Here is a 25,395-nt window from a genome sequence, read left to right on the forward strand (position 1 = left end):
TGTAACCTCTATTCAATATGGTTATTCATAACGTGACAGCATCTCAATCAGCGGCTCATAATTGGGTATGAAGATATGATTATAAAAATAATATCCGTCTGCTGAATGCTTATACTTATCAACACCCCCTCCCCTCACCGGGAGGGTTTTTTATTGCTCAACGAACGAAAGGAACACCCGATGCGCGTATGGACCCGTGTTCACCAGCCGGATGGCAGCCGGGTATGGAAGCCAACATCCAGCGACCAGGGCAATATTGCATGGCTCCAGAACGCCCTGCTGCTCCAGCTTGGCGAAAGCCCCTTCTGGGCGGACTGGGGCATCCCCGTGCAGCAGACCCTCGTCTCCCGTGTCTGGCCCGACTATTACCTGAACCTCACCCAACGCCGCTTCCGGGACATCTTCCCCAGCCTCCAGATCACCCGGAGGGATGGCGGCGATGGAGCGGACCCCATGTACGACATCTCCATCCTTCTCAATGATGGCACGCTCCATTCCAGTGCCCGACAGTCCTTCAGTCAGGATTACAGCCAGACAGGGCCGTGGAGCTGACCATCCGCACCCTGCCGTTCCTCATGCTGCCCGCCCTTCCGGCGGGTTTTTTCATGCCCGGAGATCCCCATGGCGACCATCGACATCGGCACCGCCCAGATTGCCCTGCTGGAAGACCAGTATCCCGGCCTGCTGACCACATTACAGAACAGCGGCGTCCAACCCACAGCCCCGCAAACCCTGCGGGATCAGCTCGTCCAGCTTGCCACGCAGCTCAGCCCGGGCGTGACCACCAACCTCCCCGGCTCTCTGGTGGAGGACATGGCCAGCACAGCCATCGGTGCCCTCGCCCAGATCGACCAGGCCAAGGTGGACACCATCAACAGCGTCTCCCCTCTGAACGCCACGCCCTCCCTGCTGGATGAGTTCGGGGAAGTCTATGGCGTCAAAAGAGGAGCTGGAGCCAATCCCTCCGCTTATGTGACCTTCACGGGGCCGCCGGGTCTGTATCTGGCATCCGGCTTTCAGGTATCGGACGGAATCTACACCTATGAGACACAGGAAGGTGCCACCATTCCCTCCGGCGGCGTGCTGGTGAACATCTATGTCCTCTCCACCACGCCGGGCACGACCATCATCCCGGAGAACAGCATCACCACAGTCGTGACTGGCACGAAGGAAGGCACGCACCTCACCGTCACCAACCCGCAGAAGGGCACGCCGGGCACAGGGGCCGAGACAGACAGTGCCTACCGTGCCCGCATCCTCCAGACCGGGATGCGTACCGTGCAGGGCACGCCGGGCTTCATCCGCTCCCGCCTGCTGAACGTGCCGAACGTGATCCCCCGCTCCATCGGCGTGTCCCTCACCTCCGGAGCAGGCTACAGCGTGATGGTGGATGGCGGTGACCCGGCCCAGATTGCCGGAGCCATCTATGAAAGCTGCTTCGATCTGGTCAGCCTTCAGGGCAGCACGAACACCATCGCCAGCATCACGAATGGCAATCCCTGCGTCATCACGACCACGCTGACGCACGGCCTGACGGACGGCCAGCAGGTCACCATCAGCGGGGAGAACGGCGCAACGGCCATCAACGGCACATTCACCGCCACCGTGCTGGATGCCAGCCGTTTCTCCATACCGGTGGACACCACCAGTGCCCCGCAGCATTCCGGCGATGGCGTGGTGGAAACCAACCCCCGCAACATGGAGGCCGTGGCCATTGATGGCGTGGACAGCTACCCCGTCCGCTTCATCCGGCCCCTCCAGCAGAAGGTGAGGCTGGTGGCCCACTGGGGCATCACCTCCGGCAATGTCGTGGATGATGCGACGGCGACCCAGATATGCGGGCCGCCACTTTCCAATTACATCAACGGCCTGACGATGGGGGCACCCCTCTCCACCCTCCAGCTGGGCACGATCGTGGAGGCCACGCTGCTCCAGATCATGCCGGGAGCGGTCATCTCCAGCCTGCGCTTTGACGTGTTCCTTGATGACGTGCTGGCCAGCCCGGCGACGGACAGCGTCATCATCGCCTGCGACCCGCAGAGCTACCTCGTCACCAGCCCGGACCAGATCAGCCTCGTGAGGGAGTGACATGACCACAGAACTGACAGCTCCCGCCTATCCGTACCAGCAGTTCAGCGATGATGCCGACATCGTGGCCCTGTTCGAAGCATACAACCTCATGGCGCAGGGCACGCTGACATGGATGGATGACCACATCCTGCCCCTCTACATGCGCTCCAGCATCACGGGAGGCCTGCTGGATTACGCCGCCTACTGCCTCTATGGCCAGCGACGGTACCGCATCGGCTATGTCGATCTGGCAGATGCCAGCGGGGCCATCGACACGGCCTTGCTCAATGCCCTGGCCATCGATGACACGGACACCTTCATGACCACTGGCGGCACCTTCGTGTCTGACGACATCTTCAAGCGTGCCTTAACGTGGAATTACCACAAAGGGGACGGCTGCCAGTTCTCCATCCCATGGCTGAAGAAGCGTGTCCTGCGCTTCCTGACCGGGGAGCAGGGCCACGCATGGCGTTTTAACAGCACCCTGCCCGTCAGCATCGCCATCTCAGGCCGCACCGTGACCATCACGGTCACCGCCGGGCTGGCAGACGGCACGCTCATCGCCGCCCTGCCCGTCCTCATCCAGCGGGGCGTTCTTTCGGTCCCGCCAACCTATTCCTACGATGTGAAAGAAGGCCGGTGATGTTCCAGTTTTCCAACCGTGTGCGGACCATACTGGCCCGCAACATCACTGTCGGCGATACGGCCCTCATCGCTGCCAGCGGCACGGGGGCGGAGTTCCCCAGCCCGGCGGCACCGGGGGATGCCATCGCCCTGACGCTCGTCTCCGCCAGCAACAGCCGACATTATGAGATTGTCTACTGCGTGCAGCGCAATGGCGACACCTTCACCGTCTGGCGGGGACAGGAAGGCACGACACCGCTACCCTTCCAGAGCGGAGACCTGATTTCCCTGAACATGACCGCCGCCCTGTATCGCCGCATGATGCAGGCGGGCTATCTGGGACAGTTCTCGCAGGAGGTGGCGCAGTCTCCCTCCGCCTACAGGAAAGGGTCCATCGTCTGCGACGGAACAGACGCCGCCGTTTACTGGATCTCCCTGCAGGACCAGAACAGCACTGCCCCCGGCGCAGGCAACCCTACATGGATGAAGCTGGACCTCCCTTCCTTCCAGAAGGCCATCCAGAATGGCGGAGGTGGCGGCAGCGGAACGTCACCTTTCCCCACCTCGCTTCAGGGCGTGACACTGGACAGGTACGGAGACGCCTTCTTCCTGAATGAAAAACTGGAACTGACGGCAAAACTGCTCCAGCGGCAGCAGTGGGCTAGCGCCCGTCAGAAAGAGGCCCGTTTTCAGCAGAAAGTGGCCGTTGCCCTGAGAAAATTTGGAGTTGAATTATGACCGCCATCTGGAACCCGGAGACCAGCCTGGGTGATCTCATACGCTCCGGGCAGGGGCAGGCGGCGTCCCGATACCTGCCAGCCCTGCACGTCACCGCAGAGCCGTACAATCCTCGTCATGAATTGACTGAATCCTATTCGTTACCCAGCAGCCTGATCGGCAGCCTAGGCAATGAAAAGCAGGACCTGCGCCCATGGGTTAACGACCCGACCCGATTTATCTGGGACGGGAACGTCGGATTATTCCGGGCATGGGTTCTGACATTCGAGAATTACGACAACAGCCTCAGGACATGGCTCGAGGTCGTATCACCGGACCTGAACACATGGATTGTCAACCGCATCCCCTTCTATACGGCGGACCTCCCGGCCCCGGACATGTGGGGCGGCTGTGCGTTCATAGATGAAAGGGGGACAGCAGGGTACGGCGCAGGAGCCGTGATCTACATCGTTTCCGTCCCCGCCGGTGATCCGGGGCACCCCGACCAGTCACAGGCCCGCTTCATCGCCCCTGCCCTCGGTCTGGCACCTGTCTATGACGGCATCGTCCTGAACAACCCCGAGGAGGGTGACATCGTCCATGCGCCGGGCATGGACTTCAGGGATCCCCGTGTGGACTGGGATGACGTGTCTGACCAGTGGGTCATGAAGTTGACCGTAGGACGGGGCATCGCCTTCTACGGCTCTCCAGACACGAAAAACTGGACGTTCCTGTCCCTGATCGACCTGTCAGACTGGCAACAGATCGAGACGCCCGACCTCCTGCCCATGACGGCGGATGACGGCACGAGTAAATGGCTGCTAGCCTTCTCCCTGAAAACGTGGGACGGCCAGCCATATTCTACCTGCGGCTATCTGATCGGAACATGGAACGGGAAATCGTTCACGCCGGACAGTCCCACGCCCCGGCTCATCAATCACGGGCATGATTTTTACGCTCAGGCCCTCTCCCCGCATGACGGAGACGTGTACTGCTGGGCGTGGATGGGGAACTGGACCTATGCCGGGAAGCTGCCGACAAAGGGGTTCCTCGGGAACCAGACGGTAGTGACAAAGCTCGGCCTCGCCCGGGAGGCGGACGGCTACGGGCTGAGAATGGACTTTCTTGAGGCGCAGGAAAAAGCGTATGAGACTGCCACCGACTATCAGAACATCCGGCTCGCCCCCTCTGCCTCATGGTCGCCCGGCATCACCAACCCGGGCGTGTGCTGGCGGGTAGATTTTTCCTTCCTCCCCCTGACGGGGACCGACTTCCCTGACAGCGTGACATTCACGTTCTGCGCTGGCGGGAAAGCTGATAACCAGACGGCCCTGACCTTCGACATGCAGAAGCGCACGGTCACGCTCTCCCGTGCCCGGTCCGGGTCTGGCCCGGTTCCGTCCGAGAATCAGGCCGAGATGCAGGCTGAATGGGTCAGGGACCGGACCGCCCCCCTCCCCGATGCCCTTCTGTACAGCGTTTCCATCCTGTTCGACGCCAGCACGGTCGAAATCATCATCAACAGTCAGGTCTATCTCTCCAGCCTGATCCTGCCGCCAGATGATGCGTTCGGGATGGCCCTATCCGTTTCTGGAAAAAACGGATTGCTTCTCAACAAATTCTCTCTCTTCTGCTGAGGTTCTGAATGAAACTCGTATCACAGACACCCGTCACGCCGGGCCAGCCCAGCACGGCCACCGTACTCGGTCAGGACGAAAACGGAAACGTCACGCCCGTCACCCTGGAACTGCCGCCCGGGAAAGCGGCGGACATTCCTGAGAATGTCGCCCTGAAAACGGATCTTACGGAATTCGTGTCTGGCACCGCATGGATGGGGCCGCAAGACAAACCGGTTTTTGCGATTCATCTCAACGGGGCGGACAACTCTGTCCTGATGCTGCTCGGTGATCGAGAGGCTCCAATCTATAAAACAGCCCTGACACTGGATTATTCTCAATTCCTGCTGAAAAACGGGCTGTCCCCGATCAAATACGGGGTGGCCCAGAACGTCGTCCACGGGACACTGGTTCAGTTCCCGCAGGCTTACACAGACGACAATGTCACTGTCGTCGTCTGCGGGACGGATGGTGGCTCCGGGCGCATCAGGTTTCCTCAGATATCCGGCTCGCCGAACCGTAACGGTTTTCAGCTGTCACTGAACTACTGGAACGGCAGCGGGATCGTCAACGAAACCACACCCTGCACCATTTACTATATCGCAATCGGAGCTACTTAATGCCCACCATCATCTATACCGTCATTGTCAAAGCCGATGCCAACCCACAGCAGACCCGGCAGATCGTCGGTTGGGACCGTTACGACAGTGAAAATCCTCCGCCGCCACAGACCAGTGATTATGCGTCTGTGCAGATTCAGGGAATGAGTGACAATGCATGGCCGCCGCTGGTGACGCCCAGCGACATCAGCAACCTGGGGCTCACCCCGGACGGCCAGATCGTACCGTGCCCCCAGCCTGTTTATACACCGCCCCTGAAAGATCAGGCAGGGTCCGCCATGCAGAGGGTGCAGCAGCGGGCGGCCATGGTGGTGGCAATGGGGGAAACCTTTGGCCCCAAAATGCGAGCCTATGTCCAGGCATTGCAGGCCATCATCAACGGCACGGACACCACGAGCACCACACTGCCTACAGCTCCGGCTGATCCGACCACCTGATCCGCCAGACAAGCGAGACAATGAACAACCGCCCATGGGGCGGTTTTTTTATACTTAGAGGAAGCGATGAACGACAATACGCCGGGGATAAACCCGGTCAGTCTGTCTCTTCATGAACGTGTGGCTGCACTCGAAGCGGTGCAGGAACGTCATGATGAAGACCTCACAAAGCTCAGCAACAAGATCGACAATCTGGCCGTGGAGTTCCGTGCGGGCATTGCCGCCCTGAGCAACCAGATACGTGACACCAACTCTTCCCGGTCGAGAATCGTCACGGCCGCCATATCGGGCGGGGCTGCCATCGGCGGCGGCGTTGCTGTCGGCCTGTACCAGATCATCCACACGCTCTACCCCCACTTCTTCGGAGGCTGACATGGCCCAGACACCCACACGGCTGCCCCGTGGCATCCGCAACAACAACCCCGGCAACCTCAACTTCGCCCATCAGCCCGGCGCCGTTCTGGAGCCTGCTGGCCCGGGCATCACGCCCCGCTTCGCCCGCTTCCCCACGCCAGAAGCTGGGCTGGATGCCCTGCGTGACCAGCTGTGTCGCTACATCCAGCGTGACAGCATCGACACGGTAACGGGCATCATCAGCAAGTGGGCCCCTCCGGCTGAGAACAACACGGCGGCTTACATCCGGGGCGTGGCGCACGCTCTGGGGGTCGAGCCTGATGCGACGCTCGGCCTGCCGACACCCGTCCTGATTGCTGGCCTGATGCGGGCCATCATCCGCTTTGAGAACGGCCAGAACCCTTATGGGGCGCTGGTCGATCAGGTTGCTGCCATATTGCCCCCGGCCCCGTCACAGGGCACAGCGAGGGCATCGTGACGCCCTGCGCCACCCGGTCTCTCTATCCGGCACCGGCAGCAACAGTTCAGGGGTGGCCAGCCAAAAGCCGGGGCGATGCGCTGGATTACAGCCTCTATCTGGCACCCTTCTGCTGCGATCAGGGCGAAACAGTCATCCGCCTGACCGTGGACGTGCCGGACAGTACCGGCCTGACCCTCCTCTGGTCCTCCCTGTCCCCTGACAGGGCCACAATCGGGCTACAGGGCGGCACGGCGGGGCAGCAGGCCGTCACCCTGACACTGGAGACCAGCACGGGCCGCCGGTACGTCCGCACTGTGCAGGTCACGGTTCTGGATGATGGTGGCTCCGTGGATGGCGTGCGGGCCAGCCTGACCCCGCCCGCTGGGGCCGCAGTGCAGCCCCCCAATCTCACCCTGCCAGACGGGAGGATACTCACACTATGAGCAGCCAGACAGTCACGACAGAGGGCGGCCGTGTCAGCATTGGCAGCCTGCCTTCCCTGAACACACCTCAGCCTGACGATACGGTACTGGGTATGCAGGACGGACAGGCGGGGCTGTTCCCTGTGTCTTCCCTCGGTGGAGGGAAAACGCCAGACCTATCTGCCTATGCCACGACCGCAGCCCTTACACAGGCGGTCTCGTCTGAGAAGAGGGAGCGTCAGGATGCCGATGATGCGCTTTCGCAGCGGATATCCGGTCTGGCATCGCAGGACGACCTGAAAGCGGAGGCGCAGACCCGCTCTGATGCGGATGCGGCTCTCAGCAACCGGGTCGGAGCGGTTGAGAAGACGGTGGCGGCCCTCCCCTCTGGCGGGGGAACGGAGGCACCATCAGGCGGTACCACGGCCATCAATATGATCGGATATTACGATGACGGGACGGGCTTCAAGAAAAAGCAGCCGACAGTCCTGTTCATGACGGTCCGTTCTGGTGGTGGAGCAGGGAATCAGGGCAGCCTCACCTTCCCTGACGGCATCGAGTTTCTGGACGTTCCATACGTCCGGGTACAGGGGGCCGACCTGAACGCCTCTGATTTTCAGAGCGGATCAGGTATCGCCCCTTATGACGGAAGCGCCGGGGGATCTCCGGGCTGGGTTTCCGTCACGAAAACAGGCCTCACCTACCGCCATCCCGGCGGCTGGCCGGGCTGGACAACCGAGTTCATGACCTTTGTCATCATCGGATTCTTGAAAGGACAGTAAATGGCAGATCAGATTGTCAATGCCGGGAACGGCGACTTCATCAACCTGGGCGACCCGACCGACACCGATCAGGTTTACACGACAGGGCAGCGCCAGATCAGCACGGATGCGCAGAATGAAATGCGGAAATATCCGGCTCTGGTACTGGTGGATCTCCAGAACCGTGGCGGCCCGCAGACAAGGGCCTATCTGGAGGCTCTGAAAGAGCTGGCAGCCAGCCAGCGCATCTATGGGCACTGGCCGAAGCTCCCGTCCCGCATCGAAGACTGAGACGAAACCTTTCCAGCCTTTTCCTCCTTTATACGAAACTCGCATCTCCCTGTTTCGTATTCATGGCCGCCTCCGGGCGGCTTTTTCATGCCTGGAGACAGAAATGGATCTCGATACCCTTCTCGACACCCTCCCGGCGGCATGGTGGCCCTACGCCGCCTCCGCCATCGTCGCCTGCAATCTGGTGACCGTGTTTGTCCGGCCGCCCGCTGCCGGCTCCCGCTGGGTGCTCCCCTATCGGTGCATCTCTGCACTGGCCCTCAACATCGGTTGGGCCGCCAACCATGTCAAAGCAGGGCATAGCCAGCCCCGCTGACCAGCTTCTCATCTCAATCACTTTCACAGGAAAGGACACACCGTGACTGATGACAATACTTCATTCAGGGATGACGGAACCTGGCAGAGCTTCACCCCGACCGTCGCCTTTGGCAGCAGGGACGAAAACCAGTCCACCAGCAGCAAAACGGGCGGATACCGCATAATCGGCAACCACTGCGACTGGTGGGCCACCTGCAACATGATTTTCAAAGGCACCTCGACAGGCCCCATGACCATGACCGGTCTGCCCCAGCCTGCTCTGGGTGGCGCCCTGTTTGGGGTGACCGTGGCCAATGCCACAGGGATCAATACGGATGGCCAACCCCTGCATGCCCTGCTGAGCACCGACACGGTTTCCTTCTTCAAAAATCAGAATACTGGCGAACCAACCAACGTCGTGACGGACGAAGATGTGGAAAATGCCGCATCCTTCAGCCTTACCGGGTGGTACCAGATTGAGGATAACGACTGATGAAAAAATTACCTCTATTCGTAGGGTCCCTGCTTATGGGACTGGGAACAGCCCATGCAGGCTCTCTTAACGGCCCGCTCATCAAACGGGTGACCGACGACCGGGCCTTCTATCACGCCGGGGACAGAGCCTCCATAAGCATTGACTTGGCCAATGACACGGGCTCCAGCTTCAATGGCAGGCTGAGCCTTGCCCTCTGCTCCCGAGGGCAGGCTCTTCCATCTGATGGGCAGAGTACCAGCCAGACCATCAGCCTTTCCAGCGGGGCCAGCCAGACAGCCTCATTCTTCGTGACGGTTCCTTCACTGGCGGCCAAGGGCTACCAGCTCTCCATCAACGCCCTGAAAAACAATGATCCCGGCATGGCTACCTGTTCTGGCACGGGAAGTTCTTCTTCCAGTCCGATTGATGTCGCCAGCGGGGCCATCAATGTGGCCGACCGTGCCCAGGATGACCCCATCGAGGGATTCGTGGATCCGCAGGCCATGCAGTCCGTCACGGATTACGAAGCCATCGCCCGCAACATGGCGCAGTATCATATCAACACCGTCCAGTTCTATGACTGGGGCTACCGGCATGATGCTCCCTACACGGATGCCTCTTCGTGGCAGAACCTCCAGAACGTCACCGTCACCCGTAAGGAAACGGCAGGACTGATCGAAGCTTTCCACCATTATGGCATCTTCTCCCAGCTCTATACCCTCTGGAACGGGGCCTATATGGATTGGCCATCCCAGAACCCCAACGTCACCATCGGCATGGGGGCCTTCCAGAACCAATGCGGCCTGAAGGGCACATGCACGATTGCCGACCAGATCAGCGTCGGCGGAAACTGGAAAGACTGGGGATGGTCCATCAACGGGATCGTACAGGAAAACCCGGCCAATGGCCGCTGGCAGAAATGGATTACCAGCCAATATCTCGCCGCCCTGAAGGGCTGGGGCTTTGACGGGGTCCATCTGGACACCCTCGGTGCGCCCGACAGCAAAATCACCCCCTTCGATGCAAAGGGGCGGATCATTGACGATTTCGGCCATTATCTGGCCGTTTTTGCCAACCACGTACAGGCGGCCACCGGGGCCTGTACTGACATCAATCAGGTTTCAGCATGGGATCTTCAGGATGAGGCTGTGAGGGGGAACAGCTGCAACCTCTATATCGAGCCTCACCCGGAGTTTGAGGATCATGCCTCTTTTGCTTCCTTCAACGGGCTGATGGAGCAGATACACGAATGGACCAGCCGTCCCCTCATCGTGGCCTATTATCCTGAGCAGGTCATGTCCAAATCGCTGGATCCCTCGCATGCTCTGAACAGCGACGTGAACTACTGCAACCCGGAAGATGACAATGGTCAGAAGGCGTGCCCGGCCAGCAGCCCCGGCATCGAGCTGATGCTGGGACAGGTTGCCGTCTCAGGGGCGTCCGAGCTGATGCTGGGCGACATCGACCACCTCATCCCCGGCCCCTTCTTTCCACGGCCTTCTCTGAAAATGAAGCCCGACCTCCAGCAATTCCTGGCGGATTACTACAACTGGTTCGTGGGATTCCGTGATCTTCTGCGAGGACCTTCCCTCAGCACGCCAGACATTGTCACAATTTCAGACAGTGCAGGGCATGACATCGGTTCTGCCTTGGGTAACCCCGGGAAAATCTACTACCACCCGTGGGAGCACGCCGGAGTGGCAGGAGGCCTCTCCCTGACCAATCTTGTCGGACTGGCCAATGACCGGATTGATGACCCTGATGGCAAGCACAACCCGGAAGAGCAGAAAAACATCAAGATCACCATGCAGCTTTATGGGAACAAGCCCACAGGTCAGGCATGGTTTGCCGCACCGGACTACAATCATGGCTTCCCACAGCGCATTTCCTACAGCGTCGGAACCTCCGGCCCGGGAAACAGCAGCTATACAGCAACCTTCACCATTCCGTCCCTCAAGACGAGCGGAATCGCTTGGGTGGAAAGCGGGAACCTGAAAAACCGGGTAGACTGGACACTGGACGGCACGGCTCCTGACTTCATCCGTGGGGGCACGCCGACATGGTTCCCCAACGGCATGGGCGGACAGGTTTCTGCCATCGTACACGGCTGCTGTGGCCGGGGTATCTACTGGGACAATATCGACTTCGGACAGCAGGGCGTCACATCTTTGGATGCGGTTACCTACAGCCAGTATGGCAGCACCATGGAGTTCCACATTGACCGTCAGGATGGCCCGCTGCTTGCGAAACTGACCGTGCCCAAATCTCGGAACGGAAATGTTGATGTTGTCACGGCACAGGTGCCGCATTCTCCAACGGGAGTCCATCGCATCTGGGCCGTTTTCCCCAGCCAAGACATCAGTCTCTATGGCTGGAGGCCATGACACCCCACTGTAATCTCCATCTGAAAGCCGCCTTCCGAGCGGCTTCTTCATCTATACGGGAATATCATACCATGACTGACAACAGTTCCCCCGCCTCCGTCATTGACGGACTGTTCTCCCTCATTGAGGCCGCAATGGGCGACAGCGAGAGCGTGAAAACCAAAACACGGCTGCATCTGGCCTCCACCATTCTTGGCGGTATTGCCGACGAGGCCGCTCCCCTTCTGACAGACCGCTTTGACACCTCCGCCCTCTTCGCTGGCATCAGCCGTGTCGAGAGTGGGCTATCCGAAGTGGAAGGGGGCATCCATGATGTGCTGGCTGCTCTGAAAGAGAAGAAGCCTGTGCCGAATGCAGCGCAGGTCAGTTCTGCAGCATGATGTATATCTATGCTGGTTTGGGGGTGGCGACAATCGCCGCCCTCACCCTGTTTGGCTGGGTTCTGTACCGGGCCGGACGAAACGCAGCCCGTGTACGGTCTGAACAGCAGAACGTGACTGAGGCCAATGCCCAGAACGCCACCATGGCCCGCATGAACGAGGCCGCAGCCAGTGCGCCTCAGACGGATGACGAGCTGCTGGCAAAGCTGAGGGACGGAAAGGAGGGCCAGTGATGAAAAAGGAAAGCCCGCTCTGGCTGTACATCCCATGCACTCTGGTTCTGGCCTGTGGCATCGCCCTACTAGGTGGGTGCAGTGAGGTCCGCATCCGCCAGCAGTGCCTGAATCTGCGGACGCCCACAGTTGAGCAGCAGCACGGAGCCTATGCCGAGCTGATCGCCCACCCTGAGCTGAAAAACATCCGTATTCAAGTGGCTGATCTCGATTATGCCCTGCGGGAAAATGCGGCCTGCTGGGGGAAAAATCCCTGAAACCCTGCTTCGTCCCTCAAAATGGGTGGTGGAAGTGTATGGGGGCTTCAATTCCACGAGAATAATTTGGGGGCCTCGCTGGGGGCCTCAAAAAGGAAATCCTCTCAAAAAATTAGGAATTACTTACTATTCTTCCGGAATGAATGGCTTCCACCCCATCCGCCATAAGCACCTCAAAAAATGGCAGTTTCCTGCGCCTTTTGGGGAAAACCTCTTTTCCAGTCCTTACTTTAGACCATACTTCATGCAAACGCATGACAGTTTCCGATTCTGTCCCTGAAGCGTAACCGCCTCCCACATGTGAGAGCACCACGCGGGAAATGCCCTAGGCCATTCCCAGAAATACAGCCAACAGACGCGTAATCTCCACCATCTGATAATCATGAAGCCGCCCAAACGCAGGGCCTACTTTCCCGCGCTGTATGGTCGATGGCTTATCAATCATGATGCTGGACATCTTCTTCAGACCATTAACGCCATCTGGCTCTACTGTCAGCCGCAACAAGGGGGCGTCCTGTATGGTGCTTGTTACGGGCAAAATAACGACACTGGCCGTCTCATGGTAGCTGTCTGCCTGAATAATTAGAGCTGGACGAGGCTTGCCAAGGTCTCCCTGCAAGGCAACCGTGACCAGATCGCCCCGCCTCATTCCCAGCCCTCAATCTGGGCAGCGGCCAGCTCAGAGAAAGCCAGATCATCGCCCTGCTTTTCATCGCAAGCCCGTATCAACCGCGCTTGTCGCGATGCTTCGCGGGTGAAATCAGGACGCCTTGTATCAGGCACCCAAAGTTGAACAGGGCGCATACCGGCCCGCTTCATCACTTCCCGATGCTTGCGGACACGTTCATGACTTCTGGTTGTCGATGCCATAGCTTCCTCCCGTTACATGTAACAATAGAGGGGAAAGACCGCCTTTTACAAGGCCGTGAATCTATCCGCTTATCTGGACAGAATGGACACGTCCACACACGCGCAAGACCAGCCCGCCTTTTGATTGTTGATGATTTTTTATCAAGTGGCAGTGCCTACATCCGACAAAACCAACAGGCTCATGCACGCTCTGAGATGGGGCATTTAAACAGTACACGCGCGCAAGGGCAGAACGCCGGGCATCACATCACGATCAAAAAATCAGTTGGAATAAGTTCATCATATGCTTGGGTGAACAGTACGTGCGCGCACGCGCCTGCAATAAAACAGTAAGAAAGGCAAGACCTAAAATAGGATGGTTAGAGCCTTACAACGAGGAACCAAACTGAAACGTTACCAAAACGCCCTTAATATATCTTTATTTGAATCTAATTCAAGAAGGTTAGGCCAGTTGGACCATGCAGAAAAAAAGGCAGTTTTCTGCTGGCTGTAGCCCTGTCCCAACGTTGGGACAACATTAGGCCAAAAATATGCAAATATTAAAAGATTAGACCAGTTAGGCCAATGTTAGGTCAGCTATAAGCCAGCTTTCTCTAAGGCTGTCCTAACTGGTCTAACTGGCCTAACCTTTTTAAGTAAAATATATAAAAAAATAATCAGTTACAGAAAGTTAATATTAAGACAGCCTAATAAATGCACAAAAAAAAGGACAGAACGAAGGATCGCCCTGCCCTTTAACGGCTTGGAAGACGTGATGCTGTCTTTCAGTCCGCAACCATATGGTTGAATTGCCAGATATAGAAGCGTCCTTTGCCTATCCGTTGCCGCTGTTTCTCACCCCCTAAATTACGTAGGATATTAGAAACTCTCATTTCCATTGCACGGGTCATAGGCAACGAAAGCGCTCTGATGATGCTGGCTACCGTAAAGCCCCCTTTACCGTCTGCATCGGGCAGGGTATCGCCCTTGATGAGGTTAATGACAGATTCTTCCAGAATGTCGCTGACCATGCTTTCCCGTCTGATCCGTTCGATTTCTTCTTTCAGGTCTAAGGGCTCGCAAGTCTCAAAGGCGGGGGACTTACAAAAAAGCCGGTAAGCCTCTGCCCAAAGCTGGTCCCTGTTTTCTGCCAGCCAGCCAAAGTCAAGGCAGTGTGAGCCTATATTGATAGGCATGAAGCGGCGGTTACCTGTTCCGTCTGTCAGAAACTCTTCCTCATTGGTCGTGCCAATAAAGACGCATCGGCGTGGATAAGTCTGCAATGTACGCCCATAGCTAGGACGATACTTATCTACCATAGCACTCAGAAAGGCTTTGATAGCCTCATTCTCTGAACGCCTTAGAGACGTTAATTCCGATAGCTCTACCCCCCAAACGCCTTGCAGTTCCTGCTTGGCGTCCTTGTCTGCCAGATTGGCGGGCAAGCCTTCTTTATTCCACTCTCCAAAGAGAATGGCAGAGAAAGTGCTTTTCCCGTTTCCCTGTCCGCCTATCAGAACGGGCAGCCAGTCGAACTTGTAGGGCTTATGCCCTGTAGCCAGAGCCCGGCCAATGGCTGCCACCATCCAGCGCCTGCCAATCTCTTGCAGGTAAGCCGTATTCTCCAAAGAGAAAGAACGCGCCCATAAGCTGGAAAGACGTTCTGTGCCATCCCACTGCAAGCCCTCCAGATAAGCCCTGATGGGGTTATAGGTGTGATGGTTGGCACTCACCATCACAAGGGCTTCCAGCGTGTCCTTGTTAGCTTTCAGGCCAAAGCGGCGCATCCACGCACCGAGTAGCTGGACATGGTACTTTTCTAGCAGGATGGGAAAACTGCCCGCATGGGCAACGGGCAAAGAAACGGATGAGAGCTGTGGCAGCTCTTTGGTGATGACGTATTGCAGTGTCAGTTCATTAAAGCGAAAGACACCCTGTAAGTCTGGATGACGGTTTATGGTGTGCTCTAGGGCCTGTTCGTTTGTTAGCTCTTGATTGGCAACTTTACGCATGAGCTCTGCCATAAAGCTATCATCTGGAAGGTATCCAGCGCTTAGAGCCTCTTCGACTATGGCACCGGCCTGCACTAAATCATCAGGCAAATCAGCCATTATGCCGCCCTCCCTGTTACTTGCTTCTCTTCAGGGACTGGCAGGGCATCGGCAATATCCCACCCTTTAGGAAAATAATCAGGCCACCGGATGATCTGGACTGTCAGTGCCCCTGCTTGCCTGGCTAACTCTGCCACGGCATGAGCGTAAGCCTGCCCGGCGATGTCATTGTCAGGGGCTATCAGTACCTCTCTGCCTGCCAGCGGGCTCCAATCGCTTTTGTGTGCCCCTTCTGCCCCACCAGATGAGGTTGTCACAGCATAGCCCTGCCAGCTTTCCGCAAGAGCGGCTTTATTGGCGGTTTTCTCTCCCTCGACAACCAGAACAGGCGCACCCGCTTTTCCAAGCAGGTCAGGGAGATTGTACAGCATCCGCGGCGGTGGCGGTGCCCGGAAATGCCAGCGTGGCAGGTCTTCCCCTTCTAGTTTGCCATATGTCAGCCAGCCAAACTGCTTGCGGGCATTGGGGGGATCGTAGCGGAAGGTGGCAAAGCCTGTTAGGCCGTCACCATCATCATAGCAATAAAACCCCGTAACAGGCGCCTGTTTATACGTCCTAGGATGCGGTATAGCTGCACTATGCTCTAAAGACACCGGAACAGGCGTAAAGTGCATGGGCGGCTTTCTATGAGCGTCTAAGCAACTACCACCCACTAACCGGTGGCCGTGTTTTTCTTCATCAGTGAGTGGACGGAATATGTCAGTCATGACCTGACACCTCCATCCCCATCATCCGGGCAAGATTGCGTGCCCCTTCCAGCTTACTACCTCCAGAGAGAGCGGCGGCTAGATCAATCAGATCACCTTTCCATCCGGTGGCAAAGTCTGCCCCAATACCCTTACGGATGTTGAACTTGAAGGAACCGACATGCCTGTCAGCCCGTAAGGGAGAAAGGGCTACATATTCGCCACTTTTGACATACCCGCCGGGCGCAAGCCGGGACAATATCGCTAGGGTATGAGCTGGCAGGGCAGTTCTTACCCCCTGAAACAGACTCTCATTTTTGTTTGCGCTAAGGTACGCTTGCCGTATATGCTTCCGCATAGGCACTTCCTTTTTAAGTTATTGGGTTGCGCCCATTTGCCGAAACACTCATACCGCCAAGTAAAGATCGTTTCGGCAAATAAACTAAGGTGCCGCTGCTAGTTTGTTCTGGCAGCGGTTTCTTTTTATGACCTGTTATATTTTCCCCGTGTCTCCATCTTGGGGCAAGAAGCAAAGAAGTTCTTTGCATCCTCTAGGGAAATACGGGTTACACGGCCAATCTTGCGGGCCTCAATCTTCCCATCTGCAATCATGCGATACAGGGTAGCAGCGCTCACGCTGTACATTTCACAGAACTGCTTAGGGGAAAGATAGGAAGGTAACTGGTTCACTGGATTTCTCCTTATATTTCAATGGGTCTCACGAAAGGGTTTGAAGAACTTTCCGATACGAAAAAAGGATAATCGCATTTCATAATGTATCCATTTTTTCTACACGGATGCTCTTTTTCCGTGGGCGGCCACGGCTACGTTTAGATTTTTCCAGGTAGTTTAGGTCATTCTTTATATCTCTAAGAATATTCAATCGGCTTTCGTGAAGCGCTTCCCACTTGTAGTTAATAATTATTTCTACATATTCCAAAGGAGTTTGTTCATGCACCTCAAAGAAATCCTTTGAATTATTCGGAATAACCCTTTCAGAAACCTCTTTTGATAATTGTTCTTCAATGAATCTTATATAATTTTCTTCCTGTTCAATTATTTTCTTATAATTATCTATCTGCTTCATATAATCGTTCTGTGCGCGTTTCCTTTCTGCCCGCTCATCCGATAAACGCGCTAACTTTCCATCCCAAAAATCATACACATCCACTCCCTGAGCTTTACAGATTGCATTGATGCTGGACACTGTAGAATTAAAAATATGTCTTCTATTGTTTATTTTACTGGGAGCACCAATAGCCTTTTTAATATTATTATTAATATCATTATCGCAGATCATATTTCTACTATCATCAAACCAATCGTTAATCTGTTTTTTATAATACTTCACTCTTGAAATTGATTCTGAACCATCAGAACAGTGAATCCATTTTTTAAAATTATGCTTTTCCAGACCTAAACTTTTACCAATAGTAGAACTAATTAAATAATTACTAACACTAGGAATGCCATATGCACCAGAAAATATTATATCCCTTATAATATCAGCCATTATGTTTAGTTCATCATAAGATATGCTTATTGAAACATCACCTTTAGATAAAACATTTATTTCAGACTCTTTCTCATAAGAGGAAAGTGACTTTACTATAGTCTCATAGAATACTTTAAGAATATCTATTCTTGATATTGTCATAATGTCTTTCCTAGTCTTTCAGCCCACGCCTCCATCAATGCCCGGCGCTTAGCGAACATATCCCCCCGGCGATAGGCCCGCTCGACTGTACTACCTACCGTATGGGCAAGGGCTAGTTCTGCCGCTGTAGCGTCATACTCTGTTTCTTCTGCCACCCAATCCCGAAACGTGGACCGCATCCCGTGGACGGTCGCTTTCCTATCCCCTGTCAGGGGGTATGCAGCGTTCTTGAGAGCCTTACTTAAAGCCACATCAGAAAGAGCCGCACCTTTGTTATTGGGGAAAACCAAAGCATCCATGCGCCCATCATAAAGAGGCTTAGCTAATTCCAGCACTGACATAGCCGCATGGGAAAGAGGCACACGGTGTTCCTTGCCAGCTTTCATACGGTGCGCCGGGATCGTCCATACGGCGTCCGTTAGGTTAATTTCCTGCCAGCGGGCCCCACGCACCTCTCCAGAACGGCAAACCGTAAAGGCACAGAAACGAACAGCCAGAGCGCCAACACTTCCCACGTGCTCAAGGTGTTTGATGGCCTGCCCCAATAGCTCAACTGTCAGGGCATAATGTGGCTGCTTGCGATCCCGTATCAGCTTAGCTGGTTCTGGCAGGATATGAGCAAGGGGGCCGTTCCATCGGGCCGGATTGTCACCTTCCCGCCAATGCAGGGCAGTCGCATAATCTAAGACTTGTTCTATGCGGTTACGGATGCGCCGGGCCGTTTCTGTTTTGCTTTCCCAAATAGGAAGCAGAACGGCTAACACATCATTCTGTGAGATGGCCGCAACGGGCTTCTGACCTATAATTGGGAAGGCATATTGCTCTAGCGTGTTGAGAAATGCAGAAGGAGCTTTGGGGTCTCTCCATTTTACTTTTTGGCGCTGAAGGTAAGCCTGCACGGCATAGGTAAATGTCTTACCTACCCGGCGCAAATGCTCTGCTTGTTCGCATTGCCGTTCTTCCAGCGGGTCCACGCCATCCGCAATGAGCTTCCGGGCATGAAAAGCCTTCTGCCTAGCTTCCCGCAAACTGCATATTTCCAGTGAGCCGATGCCCATTTCTCTGATACGGCCAGTAACCGGGCTTTTGTACCGAATGTTCCAGAAGCGATGCACAAGATCACCCTTCACCCGGATACGGATATACAGATTCCCACCATCGCTATGATTCCCCTCTGGTAGCGATTGAATGGCTTTGTCTGTCAGCTTGTATAAACGCCGGGCCATGTATCCTTAACATCCCATTCTCTGTCCTTCCTTCACTCTTGCGCTATAGAGGGGAAAAATGAAAAAGAGAGAAAAGGACTATTCTCGTAACTGGCTGTTTTCAGGGATTTTTTTAATTTAAGGAAAAAGAAAGGATCAAAGGTTAGGAGTTTACCCCATCCGCCACAAGGCAGACTTCTCACAAGATCATCTTTCAACGCCTGATGGAAACCGGTCCGTTGGGGCGTGTCTTTCGTGCTGACCTCCTCTTTGAGGCCGGTCAGGCAGGCACTACGGGGGCTCAGCCGGGGGCCTCGACTGCCCCTTGAAAGCATCAAAAAAAGCCTGCCCTCCCTCAGGGAATGGCAGGCCCGTGACAGTCTTCACGTATGGAACCAGTCAGCCCCGGTGATCGTGTTCGGCCCGTCTGCCCAGAGCCGTGATGTGGGAGGCTTCCAGCCCTTCGGGATTGTGGTGAGCCTTCCGGGCGATGTCACGTTCTGCGTCCGTGGCGTGTTCACCACTCTTCAGAACATGATCTGCCAGTCGGATGATCTCATCCTTTGTCAGCAGCTTCGGTGTATGGATGGCCTTGCGGGCCAGCTCATGCAGAGAGCTGCTGGCATGAGGTGCCTTGTGCTCATGAGATGCTGTTGTCGGCATGTTTCCAGCCTTTCATTATGAAGACCCTGCCGGGACAGGGTCTGTTATCCCCTGTTGGAGAGGGGCGTCACCGCCCCGTCTTCACGGTGAAAGTTTGCCAACCGGACAACAAGTGCACTTCATGCAGGGCTGGCCTGCTGATGGTGTGACACGGCTTACCGGGGCAGACGGTGCAGCAGGATCAGAGCACCCGTCGTCCGGTCTTCCCTGGAGAGCTGTTCCCCCAGACGATCCTTATCAATACTGCCAACGGACGAACCATTACGGTCACGCAGGGTACCGTCCCTGTCGATACTCCCCACGTAAGACCCGTTCCGGTCCCGCACGGTTCCATCATCATCCAGACTGCCGAAAGACGAGCCATTCCGGTCACGCACGGTTCCATCATCATCCAGACTGCCGAAAGACGCACCGTTCCGGTCACGGATGAGGCCATCCTGCTCAAGGCTGCCAATGGAAGAACCATTACGGTCCCGCAGGGTTCCGTCCCCGTCGATGCTCCCCACGTAAGACCCGTTCCGGTCCCGCACATCACTGATCTGCTGCACATGGCCGGAAAACATCTGCGCCCCGGCAGAACTCACCGGGCCAACAACCCCCAGCCATCCCATGACCAGCAAAATACCCACACGTTTCATTCCATGTCTCCCTGAACAGATCACCCGTTCCCCGTCATTACACTACGCCGCATGTGGCCCATGTTGCTGCCCCATGAAGACTGCGTAATGACCATACAGCCTCCGGCAGCCCCATCTCACTTCAGAAGGGCCACCCATTCCTCGACGGACTGCCCGCTCTGAAAACGGTCATCCACCTTTCCATCCAGCATGACAGTTGGTGAAACATGAATGCCGTGCTGCCGTGCGTAACGGGCATGGGCTTTCATGGCATCCGTCACGCTGGGAAGGCGAAAAGGCACTGCCAGATTGAGACGGGTATGACCCTCAAGACGGCTGATCAGATCGTCGGGCGTGGTCTGCATGTTCGGCCCTTCACAATGATGGGAAAACTCGAACTCTTCCCTGTGATCACCGATCGTCCGCACTGTCTGCCAGGCCGTATCCCGGCCATCAGGCAGGGTCGCCGCAGCAAGAATGCACCGAACCAGAATACCCGAAAACAGATGCCACGGCTGGGAATGAAGATGCACCTGAAGCGTCAGCCTGTCCTCCCCCACATGCTCCAGAAGCGGCATGAGCTTTCTGGAAGCACGCACACAGAAAGGACAGGTTGGTTCCAGAAAGACCTCAATCTTCCGGGCTCCATGGCCCCAGACCAGATCAACCGGCTTTCCTGTTTTTTCAACCATCATGACGTCTCCTTCTGCCGGACTGATGAATAGGTCTGCCCTGCACTTTATCCTGCACTCCATACAGAAACAGCCCCGCATGACACGGGGCTGTTTCTCATCTGGAACATGACTGACAGAAGAATCAGGAGGAACGCCGCCTTCTGGCTCCGGGGGCTGCCCGCCCACCAGCAGCAGGGCGGGAGGACGTCTGCGGCCGTGAGGAACGACCACGTCCACCGCCGCTACCGCCACGCCCTCCCCGGCCGCCACGTCCACCACCCAGCACAGGCGGTGGCAGGGTCGAGTTCTGGGCCTCTGTGGAATGGTATGGGTGATCCGTAATCACCGGCACGTTCTTGCCGATACGCTTCTCAATATCCCGCAACCAGGCACGCTGTTCGGCATCACAAAGGGACACGGCCCAGCCATCCCGACCAGCACGGGCCGTCCGACCGATACGGTGGACGTAAGCTTCCGGCACATTTGGCAGGTCATAATTGAAGACGTGAGAGACCTCATCCACATCAATGCCACGGGCGGCAATGTCCGTAGCGACCAGCACGCGGACACTGCCATCGCGGAAGCCCTGCATGGCACGCTCCCGGGCCCCCTGCGACTTGTTCCCATGAATGGCGGCTGCCGGGATCCCATTCTTGCTGAGATATTCCGCCACCTTGTTGGCTTCATGCTTCATCAGCGTAAAAACAACGGCCCGCACGACACGGTCATTATTGACCAGCATCATCAAGGCTTCTTTCTTCGCTGTGGAATCCACGAACAGGACAGCCTGCCGGATGCGATCCACCGTACTGGATTCCGGCGTGACCTGAACAGTTTCAGGGTCATTCAGCAGGGAATGGGCCAGCTCACGGATGGATGGCGGCATGGTCGCCGAGAACAGCAATGTCTGTCGCTTCTCCGGGAGACGGGCCACAATGCGACGGATGTCATGAACAAACCCCATGTCCAGCATGCGGTCTGCCTCATCCAGCACGACAATCTCAAGCGCGGAAAGATCAATATGCCCCTGCCCGACGAGGTCCAGCAGACGGCCGGGGGCCGCCACCATGACATCAACGCCACGCTTCATGGCTTCCACCTGCCGGTTCTGCCCCACGCCACCGAAGATCACCGCATGGGAGAATTTCATGTGCCGGGCATAGGCGGCAAAATTGTCGGCAATCTGCGCCACAAGCTCCCGCGTCGGGGCCAGCACCAGAACACGCGCACTACGAGGGGCCGCCTTGTGGGGATGTTCCAGAAGATAATGGAGGATGGGCAGAGCAAATGCTGCTGTTTTGCCCGTTCCTGTCTGCGCCAGACCGAGAAGATCCCGTCCCTCCATGAGATGGGGAATTGCCCCAGCCTGAATGGGGGTTGGCGTGGTGTAGCCCTCTCCGTCCAGCGCCTGCAAAATTGGGGCCGCCAGACCGAGCGCTTTGAAACTGCTCATGATTCTTCCTCAAAACCGGCGTTACTCCAGCACTCTGATCTGGCAACACCGCATAAAATAAACGCCTGAACCCCTCTTTCCTGAGGCGTTCCGCTCGTCTCGCCCAAAAATAGGACTCTATTTGTCTTATAACAAGAGGAAAAAGACGATGTCTTTTTATGACCTTATTTCGCAAAAAAGGCAGGCCACCTCTGTTTCCGTAAAAAACAATGAAAACAGATCGTTAGGGCCTACAAACTGCCTTATAACGTCTCCGTGAATTCTATTTCTGTTCACTTTTGCGGCGAAGAAGAAACAGTCCCTGCTCCCCGAACAGATTGGCCAGATGGGGCGAACACCCTGCCAGACGGGACTGACGGTTTCCGTTCACGACCATCCACTGACAGACCTCGTACCCGTCTTCCTCACACAATGCAAAGAAATCATAGATCGTACAGGGATGGATGTTCGGCGTTTCATACCAAGGGGTAGGCCAGACGGATGTCATCGGCATCCGTCCCGTCCGCAACAGATGCCAGCGCAGCCGCCAATGTCCAAAATTGGGAAAAGAGACCAGCGCCAGCCGACCTATCCTCAGCATGTGCCTCAGGACATCCCGTGGACAGTCCACTGCCTGAAGCGTCCTTTGCAGAACGACGTAATCAAACGTTCCATCAGGATAATCAGCCAGCACCACATCGGCATCACCATGCATGACGGGCAGACCATGGGCTACCGACTGCGTGACCGCTTTCATGTCCAGCTCCAGCCCTTGGGCGTCGCAATTCTTCTCCCTGGACAGGTGGCCAATCAGGCTTCCGTCGCCACACCCGATATCCAGCACCCGGCTATGGGGGGCCACCATGGCGGCAATCAACTCCTGATCAAAGCGCATGATGATGGTCTCCCTCAGCCAGACCGGCCTGACGGGCCATTCCATTCAGAAACCCACGAACCGTTCTGTCAAAATCCGGCTCTTCCAGAAGAAACGCATCATGCCCCCGGTCACTGTCTATTTCTACGAAAGACACATGCCCTCCTGCCTGGGTAATGGCCCGAACCAGTGTCCGGGAACGGGATGTCGGAAACAGCCAGTCAGAACTGAAAGACACAACACAGAAACGGGTTTTCACGCCTCGGAACGCCTCCGAAAGACTGCCTCCATGCTCGCTGCCCAGATCGAAAAAATCCATGGCCCTCGAAATACTCAGATACGAATGAGCATCAAAGCGGCGCGTAAAGTTGGACCCTTGGTAGCGCAGGTAACTTTCCACCTGGAACATGCCCCCAAAAGGGAGGGCAGCCAGTGGATCATGGGGGGCCGGCATGGTGCCGGGACGGATTTCCCGCCCGAACTTCCTGGTCAGGGCTTCTTCCGAAAGATAGGTGATATGGCCAACCATTCTGGCCACGGCCAGACCACGGGCCGGGATGACGCCATGGGCCTGATAATCCCCCCCGTGCCAGTCTGGATCACCATAAATGGCCTGACGACTGACCTCGTTGAACGCAATGTTCTGGGCTGACTGAAACGGCGATGTTGCAATCGGCATGGCAGCAAAGACACGATCTGGATAATCCGTGGCCCATGTCAATGTCTGCATCCCACCCATGGAGCCACCAATGACAGCAAAAAGCCTGTCAATGCCAAAATGGTCCACCAGCTTTACCTGAGCGGCCACAATATCGTGCATGGTGATTGGAGGAAAATCCTTCCCCCATGGCCGCTCTGTCCCGGCCCGTACCGTTGTGGGGCCGGTAGTCCCCATACAGCCACCCAACACGTTGGCACAGATGACAAAGAAACGGTCCGTATCGATAGGCAAACCGGGACCGACCATACGGGACCACCAGCCCGGCTTCCCCGTAACGGGATGCGGGCTGGCCACATACTGGTCGCCGGTAAAAGCATGACATATGACGATGGCATTATCCCTTGTGGGAGAAAGCTCACCATATGTCTGATAGGCAATATCCAGCGGAGCGATCTTCTCCCCACACTGAAGGGTCATCCCCTCAGGGAAAGTGATAGACTGTACTTCCAACATCGGCTCCGGCTGTCTGTAACGAGAAACCCGTATAAAAACACTGCCATACTCATGGTTTCAAGACAGAATAAGCACGGAGCCCACGGCATCGTTCCGAAAACTGCTTATTCCGCTGCTTCCAGCATTTCCGGATAGTTATCCTGAGCCAAGGCCGGCATTGGCATCCTCTCGGCCACAGACTGCATCCTCTTGCGCACGGGGAGCCAGTACCCATAAGCAGCCAGAGCCTGCCCAAGATGCATCAGCGCTTCGCCCAGCTCAGAATGTAGAGTCTGCTCCTCCGGGGCATTCTGCATATCTGACAGAATGTTCAGAAGATGTTCCTCCGTGGCCGAATATTCCAAGGCTGCGGTTGCACAGACAGCATGAAGAAAAAGCGCCTTGAACCGCTCCTGAAGGCGCTCTGCCTCCTGCCCCAGGAGCCCAGACAGAGACATGGAGCGCCGCCAGCAGCTCGGCCCCAGCAGATACCGCAGGGCCCACAGGGCCGTCTGCTCCTCCCGCGCCAGTGTCTTCATGGAAGCGTCATGGATGGTGTCACGCCGTTCGGCAATCTGAATGATGTTCATGAGGCCTCTCCCTCTCTCTGCGAGTTGCTTCATGAATGACGTTAGATGAGAACTCTTCTCACTTTCAACAGAAAGATGCGACCTGAATCCCCTCTCTCCCGGCAAAAATACGTAAAGAGCTACAAAAACAGCCAGTTATTGACGTTATTAAAGTTTTCTATAAGCCAGAGAATCAGGTTCCAGAAACACAAGATGCTGTGGTTCTTTGCATCAACAGCACACAAGATATCGATTCTCACATGAGGATGGTCACATCCCCTCGTGGAGTCTGTTCCCTCTATTCATGACAGATGGTTGGGGAACGTGTGGACCCACGGGAGGACCATGGCTATCTGGTTATTTCTGATTTTTTGTGGGTATGGATGCGGGGGTAGGATTTGAACCTACGACCTTCAGGTTATGAGCCTGACGAGCTACCGGGCTGCTCCACCCCGCGTTGGTGGGTGGTTTTTATGGGTGTGGGTGAGCGAGGGGACCTGGCGGCGA

General features: G+C 56.2%; 33 protein-coding genes and 1 tRNA gene. 18 read left to right on the forward strand and 16 right to left on the reverse strand.

Annotation, left to right across the window (positions count from 1 at the left end; all coding sequences use genetic code 11):
- Window positions 1–180 precede the first annotated feature (180 nt).
- The 18 genes from CPA54_RS04595 to CPA54_RS04680 all read left to right on the forward strand — a co-directional run bounded on the left by CPA54_RS04595 (window position 181) and on the right by CPA54_RS04680 (window position 12,398).
- Complete coding sequence (locus CPA54_RS04595; RefSeq protein ID WP_249085626.1) at window positions 181–552, forward strand: hypothetical protein; 372 nt, start codon at window positions 181–183, stop codon at window positions 550–552.
- 69 nt (window positions 553–621) lie between these two features.
- Window positions 622–2,088 (forward strand): baseplate J/gp47 family protein, encoded by a 1,467-nt coding sequence (locus CPA54_RS04600; protein ID WP_249085628.1) that lies wholly within the window; start codon window positions 622–624, stop codon window positions 2,086–2,088.
- Between the two features lies 1 nt (window position 2,089).
- On the forward strand, window positions 2,090–2,713 hold the full coding sequence (locus CPA54_RS04605; protein ID WP_249085630.1) for a hypothetical protein: 624 nt from the start codon (window positions 2,090–2,092) through the stop codon (window positions 2,711–2,713).
- The gene (locus CPA54_RS04610) at window positions 2,713–3,432 is read left to right on the forward strand and encodes a hypothetical protein (protein WP_249085632.1); all 720 of its coding nucleotides are present in this window, start codon (window positions 2,713–2,715) and stop codon (window positions 3,430–3,432) included. Before CPA54_RS04605 ends, CPA54_RS04610 begins: the two co-directional genes overlap by 1 nt.
- Window positions 3,429–5,048, forward strand: coding sequence for a GH32 C-terminal domain-containing protein (locus CPA54_RS04615; RefSeq protein ID WP_249085634.1), 1,620 nt, complete (start codon window positions 3,429–3,431; stop codon window positions 5,046–5,048). The genes CPA54_RS04610 and CPA54_RS04615 overlap by 4 nt, the downstream gene beginning before the upstream one ends.
- An 8-nt stretch (window positions 5,049–5,056) precedes the next feature.
- Window positions 5,057–5,647 carry a hypothetical protein gene (locus tag CPA54_RS04620; protein WP_249085635.1) on the forward strand — a complete coding sequence of 197 codons (591 nt, stop codon included), beginning with the start codon at window positions 5,057–5,059 and terminating at the stop codon, window positions 5,645–5,647.
- Window positions 5,647–6,084 (forward strand): hypothetical protein, encoded by a 438-nt coding sequence (locus tag CPA54_RS04625; RefSeq protein ID WP_249085637.1) that lies wholly within the window; start codon window positions 5,647–5,649, stop codon window positions 6,082–6,084. Before CPA54_RS04620 ends, CPA54_RS04625 begins: the two co-directional genes overlap by 1 nt.
- A gap of 66 nt (window positions 6,085–6,150) precedes the next feature.
- Entirely contained in the window at window positions 6,151–6,456 is a 306-nt protein-coding gene (locus tag CPA54_RS04630; RefSeq protein WP_249085638.1) for a hypothetical protein, read from the forward strand.
- Window position 6,457: 1 nt separating this feature from the next.
- Window positions 6,458–6,916 carry a structural protein P5 gene (locus CPA54_RS04635; protein WP_249085640.1) on the forward strand — a complete coding sequence of 153 codons (459 nt, stop codon included), beginning with the start codon at window positions 6,458–6,460 and terminating at the stop codon, window positions 6,914–6,916.
- A complete protein-coding gene (locus tag CPA54_RS04640; RefSeq protein ID WP_249085641.1) occupies window positions 6,913–7,341 on the forward strand; it encodes a hypothetical protein in 429 nt (142 codons plus the stop codon). The genes CPA54_RS04635 and CPA54_RS04640 overlap by 4 nt, the downstream gene beginning before the upstream one ends.
- The gene (locus tag CPA54_RS04645; protein WP_249085644.1) at window positions 7,338–8,102 is read left to right on the forward strand and encodes a hypothetical protein; all 765 of its coding nucleotides are present in this window, start codon (window positions 7,338–7,340) and stop codon (window positions 8,100–8,102) included. Before CPA54_RS04640 ends, CPA54_RS04645 begins: the two co-directional genes overlap by 4 nt.
- On the forward strand, window positions 8,103–8,372 hold the full coding sequence (locus CPA54_RS04650; protein WP_249085646.1) for a hypothetical protein: 270 nt from the start codon (window positions 8,103–8,105) through the stop codon (window positions 8,370–8,372).
- 103 nt (window positions 8,373–8,475) lie between these two features.
- Entirely contained in the window at window positions 8,476–8,688 is a 213-nt protein-coding gene (locus CPA54_RS04655; RefSeq protein WP_249085648.1) for a hypothetical protein, read from the forward strand.
- 42 nt (window positions 8,689–8,730) lie between these two features.
- The gene (locus CPA54_RS04660) at window positions 8,731–9,162 is read left to right on the forward strand and encodes a hypothetical protein (RefSeq protein WP_249085650.1); all 432 of its coding nucleotides are present in this window, start codon (window positions 8,731–8,733) and stop codon (window positions 9,160–9,162) included.
- Window positions 9,162–11,528: a glycoside hydrolase family 66 protein gene (locus tag CPA54_RS04665; protein ID WP_249085652.1), complete on the forward strand. Its 2,367-nt coding sequence runs from the start codon at window positions 9,162–9,164 to the stop codon at window positions 11,526–11,528. Before CPA54_RS04660 ends, CPA54_RS04665 begins: the two co-directional genes overlap by 1 nt.
- 71 nt (window positions 11,529–11,599) lie before the next feature.
- Window positions 11,600–11,908 (forward strand): hypothetical protein, encoded by a 309-nt coding sequence (locus CPA54_RS04670; protein ID WP_249085654.1) that lies wholly within the window; start codon window positions 11,600–11,602, stop codon window positions 11,906–11,908.
- Window positions 11,905–12,141 (forward strand): hypothetical protein, encoded by a 237-nt coding sequence (locus CPA54_RS04675; protein ID WP_249085656.1) that lies wholly within the window; start codon window positions 11,905–11,907, stop codon window positions 12,139–12,141. The genes CPA54_RS04670 and CPA54_RS04675 overlap by 4 nt, the downstream gene beginning before the upstream one ends.
- On the forward strand, window positions 12,141–12,398 hold the full coding sequence (locus tag CPA54_RS04680) for a hypothetical protein (protein ID WP_249085658.1): 258 nt from the start codon (window positions 12,141–12,143) through the stop codon (window positions 12,396–12,398). Before CPA54_RS04675 ends, CPA54_RS04680 begins: the two co-directional genes overlap by 1 nt.
- Window positions 12,399–12,723: 325 nt before the next feature.
- Here CPA54_RS04680 and CPA54_RS04685 read toward each other — a convergent pair whose 3' ends face one another.
- The 16 genes from CPA54_RS04685 to CPA54_RS04755 form a co-directional block, all read right to left on the reverse strand.
- Window positions 12,724–13,047 (reverse strand): type II toxin-antitoxin system PemK/MazF family toxin, encoded by a 324-nt coding sequence (locus CPA54_RS04685; RefSeq protein WP_086431497.1) that lies wholly within the window; start codon window positions 13,045–13,047, stop codon window positions 12,724–12,726.
- Window positions 13,044–13,268 carry an antitoxin MazE family protein gene (locus CPA54_RS04690; RefSeq protein WP_086431498.1) on the reverse strand — a complete coding sequence of 75 codons (225 nt, stop codon included), beginning with the start codon at window positions 13,266–13,268 and terminating at the stop codon, window positions 13,044–13,046. Before CPA54_RS04690 ends, CPA54_RS04685 begins: the two co-directional genes overlap by 4 nt.
- 764 nt (window positions 13,269–14,032) lie before the next feature.
- The gene (locus CPA54_RS04695; protein ID WP_249085660.1) at window positions 14,033–15,358 is read right to left on the reverse strand and encodes a virulence-associated E family protein; all 1,326 of its coding nucleotides are present in this window, start codon (window positions 15,356–15,358) and stop codon (window positions 14,033–14,035) included.
- Window positions 15,358–15,972 carry a toprim domain-containing protein gene (locus CPA54_RS04700; protein ID WP_249085662.1) on the reverse strand — a complete coding sequence of 205 codons (615 nt, stop codon included), beginning with the start codon at window positions 15,970–15,972 and terminating at the stop codon, window positions 15,358–15,360. Before CPA54_RS04700 ends, CPA54_RS04695 begins: the two co-directional genes overlap by 1 nt.
- Window positions 15,973–16,057: 85 nt before the next feature.
- The gene (locus CPA54_RS04705; protein WP_227449716.1) at window positions 16,058–16,303 is read right to left on the reverse strand and encodes a hypothetical protein; all 246 of its coding nucleotides are present in this window, start codon (window positions 16,301–16,303) and stop codon (window positions 16,058–16,060) included.
- 224 nt (window positions 16,304–16,527) lie between these two features.
- Window positions 16,528–16,734: a helix-turn-helix domain-containing protein gene (locus CPA54_RS09260; RefSeq protein ID WP_086441779.1), complete on the reverse strand. Its 207-nt coding sequence runs from the start codon at window positions 16,732–16,734 to the stop codon at window positions 16,528–16,530.
- 79 nt (window positions 16,735–16,813) lie between these two features.
- The gene (locus tag CPA54_RS04710) at window positions 16,814–17,701 is read right to left on the reverse strand and encodes a hypothetical protein (RefSeq protein WP_249085664.1); all 888 of its coding nucleotides are present in this window, start codon (window positions 17,699–17,701) and stop codon (window positions 16,814–16,816) included.
- On the reverse strand, window positions 17,698–18,927 hold the full coding sequence (locus CPA54_RS04715; protein WP_249085666.1) for a site-specific integrase: 1,230 nt from the start codon (window positions 18,925–18,927) through the stop codon (window positions 17,698–17,700). Before CPA54_RS04715 ends, CPA54_RS04710 begins: the two co-directional genes overlap by 4 nt.
- A 378-nt stretch (window positions 18,928–19,305) precedes the next feature.
- Window positions 19,306–19,569: a hypothetical protein gene (locus tag CPA54_RS04720; protein WP_043559760.1), complete on the reverse strand. Its 264-nt coding sequence runs from the start codon at window positions 19,567–19,569 to the stop codon at window positions 19,306–19,308.
- A 155-nt stretch (window positions 19,570–19,724) separates the two neighbouring features.
- On the reverse strand, window positions 19,725–20,207 hold the full coding sequence (locus tag CPA54_RS04725) for a 5-fold beta-flower protein (RefSeq protein ID WP_249085668.1): 483 nt from the start codon (window positions 20,205–20,207) through the stop codon (window positions 19,725–19,727).
- A 116-nt stretch (window positions 20,208–20,323) separates the two neighbouring features.
- Complete coding sequence (locus CPA54_RS04730) at window positions 20,324–20,881, reverse strand: thioredoxin domain-containing protein (RefSeq protein ID WP_349292452.1); 558 nt, start codon at window positions 20,879–20,881, stop codon at window positions 20,324–20,326.
- Between the two features lie 121 nt (window positions 20,882–21,002).
- Window positions 21,003–22,313 (reverse strand): DEAD/DEAH box helicase, encoded by a 1,311-nt coding sequence (locus tag CPA54_RS04735; RefSeq protein WP_249085669.1) that lies wholly within the window; start codon window positions 22,311–22,313, stop codon window positions 21,003–21,005.
- A gap of 262 nt (window positions 22,314–22,575) precedes the next feature.
- Entirely contained in the window at window positions 22,576–23,187 is a 612-nt protein-coding gene (metW, locus tag CPA54_RS04740) for a methionine biosynthesis protein MetW (protein ID WP_043561041.1), read from the reverse strand.
- The gene (locus CPA54_RS04745; RefSeq protein WP_043559757.1) at window positions 23,177–24,340 is read right to left on the reverse strand and encodes a homoserine O-acetyltransferase; all 1,164 of its coding nucleotides are present in this window, start codon (window positions 24,338–24,340) and stop codon (window positions 23,177–23,179) included. Before CPA54_RS04745 ends, metW begins: the two co-directional genes overlap by 11 nt.
- 104 nt (window positions 24,341–24,444) lie before the next feature.
- Complete coding sequence (locus CPA54_RS04750) at window positions 24,445–24,909, reverse strand: hypothetical protein (protein WP_043559754.1); 465 nt, start codon at window positions 24,907–24,909, stop codon at window positions 24,445–24,447.
- 359 nt (window positions 24,910–25,268) lie between these two features.
- Window positions 25,269–25,345, reverse strand: a tRNA-Met gene (locus tag CPA54_RS04755).
- Window positions 25,346–25,395 lie beyond the last annotated feature (50 nt).

It is taken from the genome of Parasaccharibacter sp. TMW2.1890 (assembly GCF_023337645.1).
GTDB lineage: Bacteria > Pseudomonadota > Alphaproteobacteria > Acetobacterales > Acetobacteraceae > Bombella > Bombella apis.